Here is a 17,559-nt window from a genome sequence, read left to right on the forward strand (position 1 = left end):
CGCGGCAATCGCCAGGGATAAGAATCATCTGCGCCCTCCAATACAAGGAACGACGATGCACGATGATGGAGACAAGGGCGAGTGTTCCCGGCTGGACCGTCAGAAGTACGACCCCCCTGGGTACTCGCGAACCACGTTCTTGCGCAACGCACTCCGCTGCGTGATTGCCGCCATTGCGGCGGGCGCCGCGGTGGCGTCCATCCCCTACTGGGGCGGCGATGACTTTCCGCTGATGGGCCTGATCGTCTACGTGGCCGGCATGGTGTTCATCGCCATGCCGCTGTGCCTTTACTACGAGTCGCTGCTCCAATCACACGAAGAGCGCGTGGAGCACGCAAGGCACACGCTCACGCCCACCTAGTCCGTATTGGCAGGTTTGGTCTTCACCACCTGCCTGAGGCCCGCCAGGGCGGGATCCACGATGGCTGCATCCGCGCCCACCGCATACACCGCATAGGCCGGGTACAGAAACTCCGGCGTGTTGGGCACGCGGCGCAGCCGGCCCGATTCGAGATGGCTGCGCACCACGTCGTGCCTGAAGTAGCCCGTGCCGCCCGCAGCCAGCAGATATTCGCGGCCGAGCGGCCCCAGCCCCGCCATCACCGCCGCATTCGAGAGCTCCGGAAACGCGAGGCCGTGCTGCGCCGCGAACTCCGGGCCCCAGTCCACGTACACATAGTCTGCAGGCTTGGGCACGCGCGGGCGCTGCGCGGTGGTGACCATGACCAGCTTTTCTTCGATGAGCAGCTCCACGCGCAGGCCGGGCCGCTGCTGCGGTGCATAGGCAATGGCAATGTCGAGCACGCCGGCCGCAACCTTGTCGAGCAGGTCGTGTGGAAAACCGACCTCGGTGCGAATGGCCAGGTGCGGCGCGGCGGTGCGCATCCACAGAAGCCATTGCAGCAGCAGCGGGTCCCACAGGCTGATCTCGCAGCCGATGGCGAGCACGGCGCGGCTGCCGCTGGGCACCGCCACCTGATGGCGTGCGCGCTCCCACACCTGCACCAGCGTGGTGGCATGCGGCAAGAACTGCTCGCCTGCCGCGGTGAGCACCGCGCCGGCCTTGTTGCGCACGAAGAGCGGCCGGCCCAGCAGCTCTTCGAGCGTGCGCACACGCGCGCTCACCGAGGTCTGCGTCACATGCAGCCGCTCGGCGGCTCGCTGGAAGCTGCGCGTGTCCACGATCGCGACAAAGGTCCGGGCCAGGTTGATGTCCATCTCGGCGCCTCCAGTTTCAATGCATTATTTTTGCATTCAAATGGCAATTAATATCGTTTTACTTGATGCGAACGCAGCCGGAAGATCGGGGCATCCAAAAAGCAACCAAGGAGCTTCCGAATGCCAACCCTTCGCCAACCGTTCCATGCTGCCGCTTCCGAGAGCTTTGCCGATGCGTTCAAGGCGCTTGTCGACGAAGCACTGATGCTCGCCGAGGCCCTGCTGAGCCCGAGCAAGATCATCGGCGAGGTGGAGCAGATGCGTTCGCTGCAAGTTGCGGCGGACAACATCGAAGCCACCGATCCGGTGCAAGCCGAAGCGCTGCGCTCGCGCGCCTCGCACATCGGCCTGCGCTAACCCGCCAGCGGCCGCACGGTCTCAGGCAGGCCGCGCGTCCTGCGAGGCCGACTCGAACGGCACGATCTGCGAAATGAGCGTCGGGCCGTCGGCGAGCAGAAAGTCCTTGAAGGCTTGCGCCACCGGCGGCAGGCGCTTGGCGCGCCGGTGCACCACGTACCAGTTGAGCATCAGCGGAAAGCCCTGCACATCGAGCACGCGCAGGCTGCCCGCGCGGGTTTCCTGGCTGATGGTGTGGGCCGAGACAAAGCTCACGCCCATGCCCGCGATCACCGCCTGCTTGATGGTTTCGGTGCTGCGTATTTCCATGGCAATGTTGATGCCGCTCAGGTCGCCGCCAAAGCCCTCTTCCATTGAATGCCAGGTGTCAGAGGCCTTCTCGCGCACCACGAAGGGCTCGCGCATCAGCCGGTCCAGCGGGATTCTGGGCACGCCCACCAGCGGATGGTTGGGCGCCGCAACAATCACGTAGGGGTGCGGCGCGAACGGCTGGTTGACGGTGTCCAGGTCGGTCGGGGGCCGCACCATGATCGCCAGGTCGGTCAGGTTCTCCGCAATGTGGGTCATGAGCCCTTCGCGGTTGTGCACCGTGAAATTGAGCGTCACGCCGCGGTGCCGGCTCGCAAACTCGACCAGAAGGCGCGGAAAGAAGTAGTCGCCCGCGCTGATCACGCCCACGTTGAGCTTGCCGCCCGAGACGCCGTTGAACTGCAGCATTGCGTTCTCGGCCGCCTCGAACTGCTGGATGATGGCGCGGCTGATCTGCAGCAGCTCGGTGCCCGCGGGGGTGAGGTATATCTTCTTGCCGAACTGCTCGAAGAGCGCGTTGCCCGCATGTTCTTCTAGCTTTCGCACCTGCGTGGAAACGGCGGGCTGCGTGAGGTGCAGTTCTTCCGCGGCGCGCGAAAAACTCAGCAGGCGCGCCACCGCTTCGAAGACTTTCAACTGGCGCAGGGTCGCGTGCTTCATTCGGAAAAAGATGGCTGCTGCAGCAGCGGTCGGGCTGGCATCGTACTGCGCACCCGGCCGCTATCGAGAAGGCCTCAGGGAATCCGCGCCACGTGCAGCAGGTTCGTCGTTCCCGAAAGCCCGAACGGCAGACCGGCCACGACCACAACATCGCTGCCTGTGCTTGCAAAGCCTTCGGTGCACGCCACGCGGCAGGCGCACTCGATCATCTCGGCCACGTCGTGCACGTCCTCGACCTGCACCGCATGCACGCCCCACACCATCGCCATGCGCCGGGCCGTGGCAATGTCTGGCGTCAAGCTCAAAATGGGAACGGCCGGCCGCTCGCGCGCGGCGCGCAGGCTGGTAAAGCCCGACGAGGTATACGTTGCAGTCGCGGCAGGCGCGAGCAGTGCGGCCACCTGGCGCATCGAAGCGCACACCGCATCGGCCGTGGTCGAGAGCGACGCCTCGTGCGTGGCGTCGATGCCGATTCGGTAGGACGCATCGGCCTCCACGCGCGAGATGATGCGGTCCATCATGGCCACGGCCTCGAGCGGGTATTTGCCGGAGGCGGATTCGGCCGAGAGCATCACCGCGTCCACACCGTCGTAGACCGCGGTTGCAACGTCGGACACTTCGGCGCGCGTGGGCACCGGTGCGGCAATCATCGATTCGAGCATTTGCGTGGCCACCACCACCGGCTTGCCGCGCTTGCGGCAGGCGCGCACGATGAGGCGCTGCAGCTCGGGCACGCGCTCGGGCGGCAGCTCCACGCCGAGGTCGCCGCGCGCCACCATGACGCCGTCGCACAGATCCACGATCGCATCCAGGTGGTCGATGGCCGCGGGCTTCTCGAGCTTGGCCATGATCCATGCGCGCGTGCCGATGATGGCGCGCGCCTCTTCGATGTCTTCGGGGCGCTGCACGAACGAAAGCGCCACCCAGTCCACGCCCATTGCAAGGCCGCAGGCCAGGTCGTCGAGGTCCTTGGGCGTGAGCGGCGAGATGGGCAGCAGAACGCTCGGTACGTTGACGCCCTTGCGGTCCGAGATCGGCCCGCCGACGAGCACCGTGGTTTCGGCAAAGTCGGCGCCGTAGCTGTCCACGCGCAGCCGCAGCTTGCCGTCGTCGAGCAGCAGCTCGGTGCCGACCTGCAGCGCCGCAAAAATCTCCGGGTGCAGCAGCGGCGCGCGTCCTGCGTGGCCGCTGGTCTTGTCCATGTCAAGCCGGAAGCGCGCGCCCGCGTCGAGCTGCGCGCGTCCGCCTTCGAACGTGCCCAGCCGCAGCTTCGGCCCTTGCAGGTCGAGCAGCACGCCGATGGGCCGGCCAAACTCCGCCTCGAGCCGGCGGATGGTGTCGAGCCGGCGCGCATGGTCATGCTGCGTGCCGTGGCTGAAGTTGAGCCGGAACACATCCACACCGCGTTCGAACAGGGCACGAATGGCCGGCTCGTCGGTGGTGGCAGGGCCCAGCGTGGCCACGATCTTCGCGCTGCGTGTACGTCGCATCATCCGTTCCATTTCATTGATCACAGCGCACACATGCTGCGCAAAATCGCCCAGCCCCAGTGGTGCTAGCCGGCCATCTCTTGAAGACAAACCCGGCCGCGCTGCTCTTCCATGGTACGCGCCAGCAATTTGACGAGCGCATACACGGTGTCGATGTGCGGCGTGGGGGTTTCGGTGAGCCGCGCCAGTTCGACCACCGCGCCCACCAATGCATCGATCTCGGGCGCGCGCCCTGCCTCGACGTCCTGCAGCATCGATGTCTTGTGCTTGCCCACCTTCTCGGCACCGGCAATGCGCTTGTCGAGCGTCACGCGAAACTCGATGTCGAGCTTGTGGGCCACGGCCTGCGCCTCCTGCATCATCGCGGCGGCCAGTTCGCGCGACGGGGGGTACTGGCAGATGTCGACCAGCGTGGAGTGCGAAAGGCTGCTGATCGGATTGAAGGTCAGGTTGCCCCAGAGCTTCAGCCAGATTTCAGAGCGGATGTTGTCGAGCACCGGCGCCTTGAAGCCTGCCGCGGTAAGGCACGCCGAAACGCGGCTGACGCGCTCGCTAGAAGAGCCGTCAAGCTCGCCGACGGGAAAGCGGTCGCCCTCGATGTGCTTCACCACGCCCGGCGCAATCAGCTCCGACGCCGGGTACACCACGCAGCCGATCACGCGCTCGGCGGGAATCTTTGCGGCCACCACGCCCGTGGGGTCGACACTGCGCACGGGCGTGCCCGCCAATGCCCCGCCATGGTTGTGGAAGTACCAGAAGGGAATGCCGTTCTGCATGGTGACCACGACGGTCTCGGGCCCGAACAGCTTGGGAACGTCGTTCGCCACGGCCTCCACCTGGTGCGCCTTCATCGCCAGGATGACGATGTCCTGCGGACCCGCCTGGTCGTAGCGGTCTGTCGCTTTTGCATTCAGCGCCACCTGCTCGGTGCCATCGGCCCCGATGAGCTTGAAGCCGTTGGTGGCAATGGCGTCGAGATTCTTTCCGCGCACGATGAACGTCACGTCCTCGCCGGCCAGGGCGAGCTTGGCGCCCACCAGGCCGCCAATGGCGCCCGCTCCGATGACTGCTATCTTCATGTCGATCCCCAAGTTGTTGATTCTTTGCGCGCGGGCAGGCATCAGCCGAAGCGGTTGCCGAGCTTGCCGATGCCGCCGATCTCCACCTCGACAAGGCTGCCGGGCTTCATCGAACCGACGCCGATGGAAGTTCCGCACAGGATCACGTCGCCGGGGTACAGCGTCATGTCGAGGGAGATCAGGCTGACGAGTTGCTGGACCGAAAAGCGCATGTCGCTGATCGGGTAGTTCTGCCGCACCTCGCCGTTGAGCAGCGTGGTTACGGTCAGCGTGGCGGGGTCGAGGCCGGTGGCCACCACCGGGCCCATCGGGCAGAAGGTGTCGAAGCCCTTGGCGCGCACCCACTGTGCGAAGGAAGCATCGCGATTCAGTATGTCTGCCACCGTTACGTCGTTGGCGCAGGTGTAGCCGAACACATGGCCAAGCGCCTCGGCCTCCGGCACCGCGGTGCAGGTCTCGCCGATGACGATGCCGAGCTCGCCCTCGAACACCACCTTGCCGTCGCACAAGGGCTTGCGGATGTCCGCGCCGGGCGAGAGGTAGGAGTTGGGCGACTTCAGCAGGTAGAGCGGCTCCGCAGGCACCGGCAGTTGGAGCTTTTCGCCGAGCGCGTGAAAGTTGTTCCACAACGCGATGACCTTGGTGGGCTCGGTGGGCGTGAGCAGCCGCACGCCGGAAAGCACGAACACACGGCCGGTGGGCTCTGGGCGCTCGAACATGTTGCCGCGGTGCTCGTGCACGGTGTCGCCGTCGAGCGTGCCGAAGCCGGTTTCACCGCCGTGCTCGAAACGGACCCATCGCTGTTGTTGCTGTGCTTGCTGCTGCATGTCGTGCCTTCCTTGGTTTCTGTTGGAGTGGTTTTGCAGGGCTCAGTCGAAAGGCAGGTAGTCTGGGACCACGAGCGACGCGAGCAGCTTGCCCATTTCGGCGGGGTTGTCGGTCACGTGAATGCCGCACTCCTTCATCACCGCGAGCTTTTCCTGCGCGGTTCCCTTGCCGCCGGAGACCATGGCGCCTGCATGACCCATGCGTTTGCCGGGCGGTGCGCTGGCGCCGGCAATGAAGCCGACCACAGGCTTTTGCATGTGGTCCTTGATCCAGCGCGCGCAGATCTCTTCGTCGTTGCCGCCAATTTCACCAACCATGATCACGGCGTCGGTGCGAGGATCGTCGTTGAACATCTTCAGCACGTCGATGTGCCGCAGCCCGCCGACCGGATCGCCGCCGATGCCGACCACGGTCGACTGCCCGATGCCGAAGCTCGCAAGCTGGCTCGCGGCCTCGTAGGTGAGCGTGCCCGAGCGCGACACGACGCCGATGCGGCCCTTCTGGTGAATGTGGCCGGGCATGATGCCGATCTTGATTTCGTCGGGCGTGATGAGGCCGGGGCAATTGGGGCCGAGCAGCAAGGTCTTGCTACCCTCCATGCGGTGGCGTGTGCGAATCATGTCGCGCACCGGAATGCCTTCGGTGATGCATACAACGAGGTCGAGGCCGGCGTCCACAGCCTCGTCGATGGCAGCAGCCGCGAAGGGTGGCGGCACGTAGATGACCGACACGGTGGCACCGGTCTCGGCCTTGGCTTCTTTTACGGTGCCGAACACCGGGATGCCGTCGAATGACTTGCCTGCCTTGTTGGGATTGACTCCGGCGACGAAGCACTTCTGGCCGTGGCCGTAGTCGCGGCACATGGCGGTGTGGAACTGTCCTGTCTTGCCGGTGATACCTTGGGTGATCACGCGGGTGTGCTTGTTGATCAGGATCGACATGTCTCAGCTCTCCGTCTCTTGTTCTTGGGGCGGCTGTTGTTCTTTAGCGCTGTTGTTCAGGGCGGGTGCAAAGGCCACCGGGTACTCCCCTCCGCGAATGTCCCCCGGGCTTCGCCCTCCTCCTTTATTTCGCTGCGCGGAGCACCCGATGCCCTGTGCACTTGGGCACGCTGCTGGTGTACAGCCGATCAACGACCGACGTTCATCACGCACACGTCGATGGGGTGCCTTGCGCAGCGAAATAAAGGAGGAGGGGCGCAGCCCCGGGGGACATTCGCGGAGAAAGGTACCCCGTCGGCGGGTGCGCCGCCCTGAACGCACGACCCGGCAAATCAAGCAGCGACCCTTCATCGAGCCCCCCTACGAGCCGCAGCCACAACCGTCTGGGCCGCATCCGCCATGTCGTTGGCAGAAATGATCGGAAGCCCCGATTGCCCGAGGATGGTTCGCCCCAGGGTTTCGTTGGTGCCCTTCATGCGCACCACCAGTGGCACCGATAGATCGACCTCGCGCGCCGCGGCGATGATGCCGCGCGCAATCACGTCGCACTTCATGATGCCGCCGAAGATGTTGACCAGGATGGCCCGCAGATTCGAGTTGCGCAGCATCAGCTTGAAGGCTTCCGTCACCTTCTCGGCCGTGGCGCCGCCGCCCACGTCGAGAAAATTGGCCGGCGATCCGCCGTAGAGCTTGATCGCGTCCATCGTGGCCATCGCCAGGCCTGCACCGTTCACCAGGCAACCGATGTCGCCTTCGAGCGGAATGTAGGAAAGGTCGAACTTCGAAGCTTCCACCTCGGCCGGGTCTTCCTCGTCGAAGTCGCGCATCGCGGCGATCTCGGGTTGGCGGAAGAGCGCGTTGGGATCGAAGTTGAACTTGGCATCCAGCGCCATCACGCGGCCGTCGCGTGTCAGCACCAGCGGGTTGATCTCGGCCTGCGATGCATCGCAGGCGTCGAAGGCCTGGTAGAGGCTTTGCACCAGCGTGCGCACCTGCAGCATCGCCTTTCCGGAAAAGCCGATGTCGCGTGCCAGGCCGTCGGCCTCGGCCGCCTTCACGCCCGTGGCGGGGTCGATGAACAGCTTGCGGATTTTTTCCGGCGTGCGCGCCGCAACCTCTTCGATGTCCATGCCGCCTTCGCTCGACGCCATCAGCGCGACGCGGCGCGACTCCCGGTCGACCACCATGCCGAGATAGAACTCCTTCTCGATCTCGACGCTCTCCTCGACCAGCAGGCGCTTGACCAGGCGGCCTTCGGGGCCGGTCTGGTGCGTTCTCAAGGTCATGCCCAGCAACTCGTCGGCGTGGCGCCGCACTTCGGCTGCCGACCAGGCCAGCCGGACACCGCCGCCCTTGCCGCGGCCGCCGGCATGAATCTGCGCCTTGACCACCCAGGCCCGGCCACCGAGCCGCGTGGCGGCATCGGCTGCCTCGTCGGGCGAAAAGCATGCATATCCACGCGGCGTGGGCACGCCGTATTTGCGCAATACGTCCTTGCCTTGGTATTCGTGGATATTCATGGCAATTTCAGGCGCCGAGTTCGGCGCCGCGGCTTTCGGCCCAATTGAAATAGCGCTTTTTCATGGCGCCGGCTTCGAGCTCCCGCTTTTGATGCTCTTCCTTCTTCTGCTCGATCATTTCAGCCAGAAATTTGGCGTCGTAGGCGCGCAGAAGATGCGGCTGGTGGTCGGTCAGGTAATTGCACACGCGCTCGATGCCGTCCTGGCTCTGGCGCAGGAGCTGGCAGTAGATTTCGCGATCCCAATGCCAGCGGAACCCCAATTCGTAGAACGCTGCGTTGTAGGCATTGCGCTCCGTTTCACTGCTCCAATATTGAACCGGCAAATCATCGATCATGAAATTTCTCCTAGAAATTGAACGCCGTGCGGCAAATGTTTTGCGTGTCGGCATGATCAAAATGTAGATTCGATGATCGATAAATAATAGTTAAACTATTTTATTGAATGCATTCGCGATAAGTTATACATAAATGGCCGTGAATTCCCGAAGCGGGTGAATTTGCACCCGCAATTCTTCCGGCCTTCAAAAACAGCGTTTCTTCAGCTCAAGCTCAGATCACGCCCTCGGCGCGCAGCGCCGCAACGTCGCCCGCCGTATAGCCGAGCTGCGTCAGTACCTCTTCGGTGTGCTCGCCGAGAAGCGGCGAGCGCGTCACTTCGGTCGGGCTGTCGGACATCTTGATCGGGTTGCCCACCGTCAGGTACTTGCCGCGGGTGGGGTGGTCCACCTCGACGATGGTGCCGGTCTCGCGCAGCGACTCGTCGGCGGCGATTTCCTTCATCGAAAGAATCGGCCCGCACGGAATGTCGTACTGGTTGAGGATGTCCATGGCCTCGAACTTGGTCTTGGTCATGGTCCATTGCTCGATGCGCGCGAAGATCGGCTTCAGGTGCAGCAGGCGCGCCGCCGGCGTGGCATAGGCCTCGTCGGTAATCCAGCCTTCTTCGCCGATGACCTTGCACACAGCCGGCCACACAGCACCCTGAGTGATGAAGTAGATGTACGCGTTGGGATCGGTCTCCCAGCCCTTGCACTTGAGAATGGAGCCCGGCTGGCCGCCGCCCGATGCATTGCCCGCGCGCGGCACCGCGTCGCCGAACTTGCCGTCGGGGTACTGCGGGTACTCGTGCATGGTGCCGGTGCGCTCCAGCCGCTGCTGGTCGCGCATCTTCACGCGGCAGAGGTTCAGCACCGCGTCCTGCATGGGCGCGAGCACCTGCTGGCCGCGGCCCGTGTTGTTGCGCTGGTAAAGCGCCGCCACAATGCCCAGCGCCAGGTGCAGGCCGGTGCCGCTGTCGCCGATCTGCGCGCCCGTGACCACCGGCGGTCCGTCTTCGAAGCCCGTGGTCGATGCCGCGCCGCCTGCGCACTGCGCCACGTTCTCGTACACCTTGCAGTGCTCGTACTTGCCGGGGCCGAAGCCCTTGACCGAGGCCACGATCATGCGCGGGTTCAGCTCCTGGATGTGGGCCCAGGTAATGCCCATGCGGTCGAGCGCGCCGGGTGCGAAGTTTTCCACCAGCACGTCGCACGTCTTGATCAGCGAGTCGAGCACCTGCTTGCCCTTGGGCTTCTTGGTGTCCAGCGTGATCGAGCGCTTGTTGTGGTTCAGCATCGTGAAGTAGAGGCTGTCCACACCGGGAATGTCGCGCAGCTGTGCGCGCGTTGCGTCGCCTTCGCCGGCGCGCTCCACCTTGATCACGTCGGCGCCGAACCACGCCAGCAGCTGGGTGCAGGTGGGGCCGGACTGGACATGGGTGAAGTCGAGAATGCGAACGCCCTCAAGTGCCTTGCTCATCAGCTGTCTCCTTTGATCGTGGTCTCTGCTTCTTGCAGTCGAGCGCGCAATTTACGCTCTTCGGCAAAGCGGGCGGTTTCGTCTCGCACGATGGCAACGATGCCCGTGACCTCGCGATCCTCCGAGAACAGCATCGACACCGTGAAGGCGATCGACAGCGTGTGCCCGTCCTTGTGCAGCGCGGGAACGCGCAGCAGGTCGGCTCCGTACTTGGTGATGCCGGTTTCCATGGTCTTGTGGTAACCGTCCCAGTGGCGCTGGCGCTGCCGCTGGGGAATGATCATGTCGAGCGACTGGCCCAGTGCCTCGGCTTCGGTAAAGCCGAAGATCCGCTCGGCGGCGCGGTTCCAGAGCGTGATCGCTCCTTTCGCATCGCACACCATGATCGCGTCGCCGGCGCCTTCGACGAGCTGCTTGAAATCAACGTTCGCTTGCATGTTTACCTCTGGCGCTTCAATGTCGATTCCCGGCTTCGCCCGCCGTGGGAGCGGGCGAAGCTGGGGGAGCCGCTACACGGCTTTTGCTTCCTTCAGGTTGGCGATCTGTTCCTTGGTGTAGCCCAGTTCGGCCAGCACTTCGTCAGTGTGCTCGCCCAAGAGCGGCGAGGCGGTGACCTCGGGCTTGAGGTCCGAGAACTTGATCGGGCTGCCGATGGTCCAGTAGCTGCCGCGCTCCTTGTGCGGCACTTCGACGATGGAGCCGCTCTTGCGCAGCGACTCGTCGTGCAGCAGCTCCTTCATCGACAGCACCGGGGCGCAAGGAATGTCGTGCTTGCGGAAGATGTCCACCGCCTCGAACTTGGTCTTGTCCTTGATGAAGTCCTCGATGGTCGCGAAGATCTGGTCGATGTGCGGCTGACGGGCCTTGGGGGTCATGTAGTCCGGGTCGGTCTTCCACTCGGGCTTGCCGAGCGCGTCGCAGATCGGGTCCCAGGCATGGCCCTGCACCGTGAAGTAGATGTAGGCGTTGGGGTCGGTCTGCCAGCCCTTGCACTTCAAGATCCAGCCCGGCTGGCCGCCGCCGCCGGCATTGCCGCCGCGCGGCACCACCTTGTCCTTGAAGGCGTCCATCTCGTGCGGGTACTGGGGGTATTCCTCCAGGTAGCCCACGCTGTCCAGGCGCTGCTGGTCGCGCATCTTCACGCGGCACAGGTTGAGCACGGCGTCCTGCATCGAGCAGGCCACCTTCTGGCCCTTGCCCGTTTGCTGGCGGCCGATGATGGCCGTCAGGATGCCGATGGCCAGGTGCATGCCGGTATTGGAATCGCCCAGTGCGGCCGCCGAGATGGTGGGCACCGAGTTTTCGCCCTTCCACCAGCCGGTGGTGGAGGCGGCGCCGCCGGCGCACTGCGCCACGTTCTCGTACACCTTCAGGTCTTCGTAGTGGTGGCCGTCGCTGAAGCCCTTGACCGAGGCGACGATCATCTTGGGGTTCAGTTCCTGGATGCGCGCCCAGGTAAAGCCCATGCGGTCGAGCGCGCCGGGGCCGAAGTTTTCCACCAGCACATCGGATTCGCGGATCAGCTTCTCCAGCACCGCCTTGCCTTCGGGCTTCTTGGTGTCCAGCGTGATCGAGCGCTTGTTGCTGTTGAGCATGGTGAAGTACAGCGCGTCGACATTCGGAATGTCGCGCAGCTGGCTGCGCGTGACGTCGCCGGCGCCCGGGCGCTCGACCTTGATCACGTCGGCGCCGAACCAAGCCAGCATCTGCGTGCATGCCGGACCGGCTTGCACGTGCGTGAAGTCGATGATCTTGATGCCGTTGAGGGGTTTGTTGTTGCTGCTCATTGCTGCGATCTCCTGATTGAATGAACGGATTACTTCTTCTTGGCCGTGGCCGGATTGAGGCTGGTGATGCGGCCGCTCTCGGTGCCGGCGGTCTCGTCGATCACGGCGTTGATGAGCGTGGGGCGGCGGGAAGCCACGGCTTCGGCCAGCGCCTTCTGCAGTTCGTCCGCGGTGGTGGCGTTGACCCCCACGCCGCCGAAGGCTTCCATCAGCTTGTCGTAGCGTGCGTTCTTCACGAACACGGTGGGCGCCACGTCGGGCGTACCGCTGGAATTGACGTCGGTGCCGCGATAGACGCCGTTGTTGTTGAACACGACGATGCAGATCGGCAGGTTGTAGCGGCAGATGGTTTCCACCTCCATGCCGCTGAAGCCGAAGGCGCTGTCGCCTTCGATGGCAATCACCGGCTTGTCGGTGACCACCGCGGCGGCCACGGCAAAGCCCATGCCAATGCCCATGATTCCCCACGTGCCCACGTCCAGGCGCTTGCGCGGCTCGTACATGTCGACGATGCTGCGCGCGAAGTCGAGCGTGTTGGCGCCCTCGTTCACCACAATGGCGTCGGGCCGGGCCTTCACCTGGTCGCGAATCACGCTCAGCGCGCTGTGGAAGTTCATCGGCGAGGGCCGCGCGGCCAGCGTCACCGCCATCTTCGACAGATTCTTGTCCTTGCGCTCGGCAATGGCGCCGGTCCATTCGGCCGGCGGCTTGGCCCACTTGGCATCGACGCCCGCGAGCAGCGCCGCCACGCAGGAGCCGATGTCGCCGATCACCGGCGCGGCAATCGCCACGTTGCTGTCGATCTCGGTCGGTGCAATGTCGATCTGGATGAACTGCTTGGCGCCCTTCTCCTGGCCCCAGGTCTTGCCCTTGCCGTGCGAGAGCAGCCAGTTGAGGCGCGCGCCCACGAGCATCACCACGTCGGCTTCTTGCAACACATAGGAGCGCGCCGCCGCGGCCGATTGCGCATGCGTGTCGGGCAACAGGCCCTTGGCCATCGACATCGGCAGGTAGGGAATGCCGGTCTTCTCGATCAGCGCGCGGATATCGGCATCGGCCTGTGCGTAGGCGGCACCCTTGCCGAGCAGGATCAGCGGCTTCTTGGCGCCCTTGAGCAGGTCGAGCGCGCGCTGCACCGCATCGGGCGCCGGAATCTGGCGCGGGGCCGGATCGACCACCTTGATGAGCGACCTGCGACCGGCCTCGGCGTCCATGGTCTGCGCAAACAGCTTGGCCGGCAGGTCGAGGTACACGCCGCCCGGGCGACCCGACACCGCCGAGCGGATGGCCCGTGCAATGCCCACGCCGATGTCTTCGGCATGCAGCACGCGGAAGGCGGCCTTGCACAGCGGCTTGGCGATCGCCAGCTGGTCCATCTCTTCGTAGTCGCCTTGCTGCAGGTCGACGATCTCGCGCTCGCTCGATCCGCTGATGAGAATCATCGGGAAGCAATTGGTGGTGGCGTTGGCCAGCGCCGTCAGGCCGTTCAGGAAGCCCGGCGCGGACACCGTGAGGCAGATGCCCGGCTTCTGCGTGAGAAAGCCCGCAGCCGCCGCGGCATTGCCCGCATGCTGCTCGTGGCGGAACGAGATGACGCGCAGGCCTTCTGCCTGGGCCATGCGCGTCAGGTCGGTGATCGGGATGCCCGGCAAGCCGAAGATCGTGTCGATATCGTTCAGCTTCAGCGCATCGATGACCAGGTGGAAGCCGTCGATCGTGTTGTCGTGCGCCTCTTCCGGCGGTTGCTTGAGTGCGAGCACGACCGCGTCGCCTTCGGCAGCCTTGTTCTTTGGCTTGAGGGCGTCGTCGAGGGTCGTGGATGCCTCTTTATCCGTTCTTACTGAAGACATGTCTCTCCTTCTTGCTGGGGTGAATGGCCGAGGCCCGAGCCGGGACTATGATTCGGGGCATGTCTTTCGGGCGTTGACCTCGGTCAACTTTCCGGAAAACGGCACCAGCCAGATGAACCAGAAGTTGTTGTTGCGAATTCGAGCAAGACGGGCCCCATGACTTTGTTGGAAAACCATCCGGAGAAAAACATCATTCGCGCGCAGCTCCGGCAGAACATCCTTCTCAAGGACCTGAGCGAGAGCGAACGCGCCGAGCTGGAAACCCATCTCGTCATCGTGGACGGCAACAAGGGCGACTTTCTGCTGCACCAGGGCGTGCGCGAGATGGAGCAGTACTTCATCCTCGACGGCATCCTCAAGCGGGTGGTGAGCAACCCCGAGGGCAAGGAAATGATCCTGCGCTTTGCCGATGCGCACGACATGGAAACGAGCTATGCGGCCCTGCGCCTGGGCACGCCCACGCCTTACGGCATCGTGTGCGTCACCAAGGCCCGGGTGGCCAGCCTGCCGCTGAAGGAGTGGATCGCGTTCCTCGACCGCCACCCCGAGACCAAGGAACTGTTCGAATACTGCGTGATGCGCGGCATGAGCGAAATCATGGCGCACACCATTACCCTGCACCTGCTCGACGCACCAGGGCGCGTGCACCGGTTCATGCGCAAGCACCCCGAGTTGGAAGACCGCATTCCCAGCAAGGAGCTTGCGTCGTATCTCAACCTCTCCGCAGAAACCCTTAGCCGCCTGCGCAAGCGCGGAAAGATCTAGGCAGGCACCCAGTCGCGCGCGGTATTCAGGTCTGCTTGGACGATGCGAAGCGGCGCGGAACGGTCATCAGGCGCAGCGCGTTGTCCACGCTGCTTACGCCGCCCACTTTGGAGGCCACGTCCTCCGTAAGCGCGCGTTCTTCCGCATTGAGAACGATGCCGCTCAGCTTTACCTTGCCCTGGTCGGCCTCGACGGTCACGCGGATGTCGCTGGTCGCCTCGTTGTCCTTCAGCGCCGACTTCACGCGCGCCGCAAGTGTCATGTTGGCCAGCAGCGCGCGCGAGGCCGGTGTTTCGGCAAACTCCGGGCGCTCCACCAGCGAGCGGATCTGCGCCACGCAGCTGTCCACCGAAATGCGATCTGTGTTGAGCACCAGGTCGTAGAGCACCGGGTCGCCCCATGTCACGCCGAACTGCGCATGCATGCGCGCCGCGTGCGCGTCGTCGCTTCGGCGGATCTCGGCTTCGGCAAACTCGGCATCGTCGGTTTCCAGGTGCGCCATCAGCCATTCGACGCGCTTCTTCATCGAGCGGGTGATGCGCACGCACACCACGTGTGGCACAGGCCGCAGCAGGCAGGTGGCGCCCCAGCCGCGCAGCACCACGTTGCCGCGGTCCGCCAGTGCAAAGAGTTCTTCGGCCGTGTAGAGCGCGAGGCTGCGCTTGTCGGCGGTGAGCCGTTCGACAAAGCCGGCCTTGCCGTCGCGCAGGCGGCCGATGAAGCTGGTCGGCACCTGCATGCGGTCGGCCACGCGCTCGATCGTCTCGTGGCGCATGATCTCGAGGCCGAGCTGCTCGGCAAGGCGCTGCGACACGTCCTTGGCGAGGGAGCCCATCTCCTGGGTGAGTGCAATCACTGGCATGTTGGTTGTTCTCCGGTCAGTCCACGGGGCGCTCGACGGCAAACTCGTCCGGCTTCTTCGGCTTGATGAAGGCCAGCACCTTGGAGATCAGCGGCCAGAACAGCAACACCAGCGCCAGGGTGGTGATGCCGCCGACCAGCGGGTTGGAGAACATGATCATCACATCGCCCTGCGAGACCAGCATGGCCTGGCGGAACGAGTCTTCGGCCTTGTCGCCGAGCACCAGCGCCAGCACCAGCGGCGCCAGCGGGAAGTCGAGCTTCTTGAACAGATACCCCACCACGCCGAAGCCGAGCATGAACCAGATGTCGAGCATCGCGTTGTGCACCGTGTAGGCGCCAATGGCGCAGATCACGATGATCACCGGCGCAATGATCGAGAACGGAATGCGCAGGATCGAAGCGAACAGCGGCACCGTGCTCAACACCACGATGAGGCCGACGATGTTGCCCAGGTACATGCTGGCGATGAGCCCCCAGACGAAGTCTTTCTGCTCGACGAACAGCAGCGGCCCGGGTTGCAGGCCCCAGATCAGCAGGCCGCCCAGCAGCACCGCGGCGGTGGGCGAACCCGGAATGCCCAGCGCCAGCATCGGCAGCAGCGCGCTGGTGCCTGCGGCGTGCGCCGCGGTCTCGGGCGCAACCACGCCTTCCATTTGGCCGGTGCCGAACTTGGAGCCGCGCTTGGACATTTTCTTGGCCAGGCCGTAGGCCATGAACGAGGCCGGGGTGGCGCCGCCGGGCGTGATGCCCATCCAGATGCCGATGAGCGAACTGCGCAGCGACGTGACCCAGTACTGCGGCAGCTGCTTCCAAGTCTGCAGCACCACCTTCGGATCGATCTTCGCGGTCTTGCCCGAGAACTTGAGGCCCTCTTCCATCGACAGCAAAATTTCGCCGATGCCGAACAGGCCGATCACCGCAATCAGGAAGTCGAAACCTCGCATCAGCTCGGGTTGGCCGAAGGTGAGGCGCAGCTGGCCTGTGACCGTGTCCATGCCCACGCTCGCCAGCGCAAAGCCGAGCGCCATGGAAGCCAGGATCTTGAACGGCGACCCCTTGCCCATGCCCACGAAGCTGCAGAAGGTGAGCAGGTACACCGCAAAGAATTCGGGCGAGCCGAACTTCAGCGCAAACTTGGCCACCAGCGGCGCCAGGAAGGTGATCATGATCACCGCCAGCAGCGCACCGATGAACGACGAGGTGAACGCCGTGGTGAGCGCGGCGCCTGCATTGCCCTGCTGCGCCATCGGGTAGCCGTCGAAGGTGGTGGCCACCGACCACGGCTCGCCCGGGATGTTGAACAGGATGGAGGTGATGGCGCCGCCGAACAGCGCCCCCCAGTAGATGCACGACAGCATGATGATCGCCGAGGTGGGCGACATCGTGAACGTGAGGGGCAGCAGAATGGCCACGCCATTGGCGCCGCCGAGCCCCGGGAGCACGCCGATCAGTACCCCCAGGATGATGCCGACGAACATCAGGCCGATGTTCATGGGGGTGAGGATCACCGAGAAGCCCTGCAGCAGGGCGCTGATTTCTTCCATTTCGCGTTTGCTCCGTGAAATTCAGTAGCCGAGGAATCGGAGGGGATCGAGAGCGCCCTTGAACAGCGGCACCTTGAACCACACCTCGAACATGAAGAAGAAAACCGTGTTGACGACCAGTGCCGCGATGACGCTCTTCACCCACGAGTACTTGCCGAGGAACACCATGAAGAGCGCGATGTAGATCGCCGACGCCAGGTACAGCCCGAGCAAGGAGATTGCGAGTACGTACACGATGGCCGGCAGAAGCACCGACAGCACGCGCTTGAGCTGCACGGAGTCGACGAAGATTTCGGTCTTCTTCTCTTTGCCCAGCAGCGCCTGATACAGGATGCCGGCGCCGGAGATCGCGATGATCGCGCCGATGTAGAAGGGAAAGTAACCCGCGCCGGGGCCGTCGCTGGTCCAGCCGGAGCCCAGCCTCTGGCTCTCGACGATGACTACAAGGCCTATTACCAGCAGGACCGCTGCAACCACCGCCTCGACCACGTTGGTCGCTACGCCGGTGCGTGCCGCGCCTTCGGAATTCTCGTCGTGCTCCATGGAGA

The 17,559-nt window shown here is 64.3% G+C and carries 18 protein-coding genes; 3 read left to right on the forward strand and 15 right to left on the reverse strand.

The features are described from left to right. Positions 1-55: 55 nt before the first annotated feature. Positions 56-361, forward strand: coding sequence for a hypothetical protein (locus tag V9L20_RS13205; protein WP_126749353.1), 306 nt, complete (start codon positions 56-58; stop codon positions 359-361). On the opposite strand, the gene V9L20_RS13210 is transcribed toward V9L20_RS13205, so the two are convergent. Then, positions 358-1,218: a LysR family transcriptional regulator gene (locus V9L20_RS13210; protein WP_337296942.1), complete on the reverse strand. Its 861-nt coding sequence runs from the start codon at positions 1,216-1,218 to the stop codon at positions 358-360. The genes V9L20_RS13205 and V9L20_RS13210 overlap by 4 nt on opposite strands. Before the next feature lie 120 nt (positions 1,219-1,338). On the opposite strand from V9L20_RS13210, the gene V9L20_RS13215 reads away from it, so the two are divergent. Then, positions 1,339-1,575, forward strand: a complete 237-nt coding sequence (locus V9L20_RS13215; protein ID WP_337296943.1) for a hypothetical protein — start codon at positions 1,339-1,341, stop codon at positions 1,573-1,575. A 21-nt stretch (positions 1,576-1,596) separates the two neighbouring features. On the opposite strand, the gene V9L20_RS13220 is transcribed toward V9L20_RS13215, so the two are convergent. The 11 genes from V9L20_RS13220 to oxc all read right to left on the reverse strand — a co-directional run bounded on the left by V9L20_RS13220 (position 1,597) and on the right by oxc (position 13,838). After that, on the reverse strand, positions 1,597-2,544 hold the full coding sequence (locus V9L20_RS13220; protein WP_258502364.1) for a LysR family transcriptional regulator: 948 nt from the start codon (positions 2,542-2,544) through the stop codon (positions 1,597-1,599). A 74-nt stretch (positions 2,545-2,618) separates the two neighbouring features. Then, a complete protein-coding gene (gene pyk, locus V9L20_RS13225; RefSeq protein ID WP_337297043.1) occupies positions 2,619-4,034 on the reverse strand; it encodes a pyruvate kinase in 1,416 nt (471 codons plus the stop codon). Positions 4,035-4,099: 65 nt separating this feature from the next. Further along, positions 4,100-5,113: a 2-dehydropantoate 2-reductase gene (locus V9L20_RS13230; RefSeq protein ID WP_258502366.1), complete on the reverse strand. Its 1,014-nt coding sequence runs from the start codon at positions 5,111-5,113 to the stop codon at positions 4,100-4,102. Positions 5,114-5,154: 41 nt separating this feature from the next. Then, positions 5,155-5,940: a fumarylacetoacetate hydrolase family protein gene (locus V9L20_RS13235; RefSeq protein ID WP_337296944.1), complete on the reverse strand. Its 786-nt coding sequence runs from the start codon at positions 5,938-5,940 to the stop codon at positions 5,155-5,157. 42 nt (positions 5,941-5,982) lie between these two features. Further along, positions 5,983-6,882: a succinate--CoA ligase subunit alpha gene (sucD, locus tag V9L20_RS13240; protein ID WP_337296945.1), complete on the reverse strand. Its 900-nt coding sequence runs from the start codon at positions 6,880-6,882 to the stop codon at positions 5,983-5,985. A 347-nt stretch (positions 6,883-7,229) separates the two neighbouring features. Beyond that, entirely contained in the window at positions 7,230-8,402 is a 1,173-nt protein-coding gene (gene sucC / locus V9L20_RS13245; RefSeq protein WP_337296946.1) for an ADP-forming succinate--CoA ligase subunit beta, read from the reverse strand. A gap of 7 nt (positions 8,403-8,409) precedes the next feature. After that, positions 8,410-8,793: a hypothetical protein gene (locus tag V9L20_RS13250; RefSeq protein ID WP_337296947.1), complete on the reverse strand. Its 384-nt coding sequence runs from the start codon at positions 8,791-8,793 to the stop codon at positions 8,410-8,412. Positions 8,794-8,953: 160 nt separating this feature from the next. Further along, positions 8,954-10,201 carry a formyl-CoA transferase gene (gene frc / locus V9L20_RS13255; protein ID WP_258502370.1) on the reverse strand — a complete coding sequence of 416 codons (1,248 nt, stop codon included), beginning with the start codon at positions 10,199-10,201 and terminating at the stop codon, positions 8,954-8,956. Then, entirely contained in the window at positions 10,201-10,638 is a 438-nt protein-coding gene (locus tag V9L20_RS13260; protein WP_157615917.1) for a PAS domain-containing protein, read from the reverse strand. Before V9L20_RS13260 ends, frc (V9L20_RS13255) begins: the two co-directional genes overlap by 1 nt. Before the next feature lie 72 nt (positions 10,639-10,710). Further along, positions 10,711-11,988 carry a formyl-CoA transferase gene (gene frc / locus V9L20_RS13265; protein WP_337296948.1) on the reverse strand — a complete coding sequence of 426 codons (1,278 nt, stop codon included), beginning with the start codon at positions 11,986-11,988 and terminating at the stop codon, positions 10,711-10,713. 29 nt (positions 11,989-12,017) lie between these two features. Further along, complete coding sequence (gene oxc, locus V9L20_RS13270) at positions 12,018-13,838, reverse strand: oxalyl-CoA decarboxylase (protein ID WP_337296949.1); 1,821 nt, start codon at positions 13,836-13,838, stop codon at positions 12,018-12,020. Between the two features lie 156 nt (positions 13,839-13,994). Between oxc and V9L20_RS13275 the strand changes: the two genes are divergently transcribed. Further along, positions 13,995-14,603 (forward strand): Crp/Fnr family transcriptional regulator, encoded by a 609-nt coding sequence (locus V9L20_RS13275; RefSeq protein ID WP_015867259.1) that lies wholly within the window; start codon positions 13,995-13,997, stop codon positions 14,601-14,603. 25 nt (positions 14,604-14,628) lie between these two features. Here V9L20_RS13275 and V9L20_RS13280 read toward each other — a convergent pair whose 3' ends face one another. From V9L20_RS13280 to V9L20_RS13290, 3 genes are read right to left on the reverse strand one after another with little or no spacing between them, the layout of a single operon-like run. Then, the gene (locus tag V9L20_RS13280) at positions 14,629-15,465 is read right to left on the reverse strand and encodes a cytidylate kinase family protein (protein ID WP_337296950.1); all 837 of its coding nucleotides are present in this window, start codon (positions 15,463-15,465) and stop codon (positions 14,629-14,631) included. A 16-nt stretch (positions 15,466-15,481) separates the two neighbouring features. Continuing rightward, on the reverse strand, positions 15,482-17,011 hold the full coding sequence (locus V9L20_RS13285; RefSeq protein ID WP_258502375.1) for a tripartite tricarboxylate transporter permease: 1,530 nt from the start codon (positions 17,009-17,011) through the stop codon (positions 15,482-15,484). Positions 17,012-17,032: 21 nt separating this feature from the next. Next, positions 17,033-17,554, reverse strand: coding sequence for a tripartite tricarboxylate transporter TctB family protein (locus V9L20_RS13290; protein WP_337296951.1), 522 nt, complete (start codon positions 17,552-17,554; stop codon positions 17,033-17,035). Positions 17,555-17,559 lie beyond the last annotated feature (5 nt).

Source organism: Variovorax sp. CCNWLW225 (assembly GCF_037204045.1).
In the GTDB taxonomy this organism is placed as follows: Bacteria; Pseudomonadota; Gammaproteobacteria; order Burkholderiales; family Burkholderiaceae_C; genus Variovorax.

Coding starts and splice junctions, on each gene's coding strand:
- V9L20_RS13205 (WP_126749353.1), top strand. CDS start 56: ATGCACGATGATGGAGACAAGGGCGAGTGTTCCCGGCTGGACCGTCAG.
- V9L20_RS13210 (WP_337296942.1), bottom strand. CDS start 1,218: ATGGACATCAACCTGGCCCGGACCTTTGTCGCGATCGTGGACACGCGC.
- V9L20_RS13215 (WP_337296943.1), top strand. CDS start 1,339: ATGCCAACCCTTCGCCAACCGTTCCATGCTGCCGCTTCCGAGAGCTTT.
- V9L20_RS13220 (WP_258502364.1), bottom strand. CDS start 2,544: ATGAAGCACGCGACCCTGCGCCAGTTGAAAGTCTTCGAAGCGGTGGCG.
- pyk (WP_337297043.1), bottom strand. CDS start 4,034: ATGCGACGTACACGCAGCGCGAAGATCGTGGCCACGCTGGGCCCTGCC.
- V9L20_RS13230 (WP_258502366.1), bottom strand. CDS start 5,113: ATGAAGATAGCAGTCATCGGAGCGGGCGCCATTGGCGGCCTGGTGGGC.
- V9L20_RS13235 (WP_337296944.1), bottom strand. CDS start 5,940: ATGCAGCAGCAAGCACAGCAACAACAGCGATGGGTCCGTTTCGAGCAC.
- sucD (WP_337296945.1), bottom strand. CDS start 6,882: ATGTCGATCCTGATCAACAAGCACACCCGCGTGATCACCCAAGGTATC.
- sucC (WP_337296946.1), bottom strand. CDS start 8,402: ATGAATATCCACGAATACCAAGGCAAGGACGTATTGCGCAAATACGGC.
- V9L20_RS13250 (WP_337296947.1), bottom strand. CDS start 8,793: ATGCCGACACGCAAAACATTTGCCGCACGGCGTTCAATTTCTAGGAGA.
- frc (WP_258502370.1), bottom strand. CDS start 10,201: ATGAGCAAGGCACTTGAGGGCGTTCGCATTCTCGACTTCACCCATGTC.
- V9L20_RS13260 (WP_157615917.1), bottom strand. CDS start 10,638: ATGCAAGCGAACGTTGATTTCAAGCAGCTCGTCGAAGGCGCCGGCGAC.
- frc (WP_337296948.1), bottom strand. CDS start 11,988: ATGAGCAGCAACAACAAACCCCTCAACGGCATCAAGATCATCGACTTC.
- oxc (WP_337296949.1), bottom strand. CDS start 13,838: ATGTCTTCAGTAAGAACGGATAAAGAGGCATCCACGACCCTCGACGAC.
- V9L20_RS13275 (WP_015867259.1), top strand. CDS start 13,995: ATGACTTTGTTGGAAAACCATCCGGAGAAAAACATCATTCGCGCGCAG.
- V9L20_RS13280 (WP_337296950.1), bottom strand. CDS start 15,465: ATGCCAGTGATTGCACTCACCCAGGAGATGGGCTCCCTCGCCAAGGAC.
- V9L20_RS13285 (WP_258502375.1), bottom strand. CDS start 17,011: ATGGAAGAAATCAGCGCCCTGCTGCAGGGCTTCTCGGTGATCCTCACC.
- V9L20_RS13290 (WP_337296951.1), bottom strand. CDS start 17,554: ATGGAGCACGACGAGAATTCCGAAGGCGCGGCACGCACCGGCGTAGCG.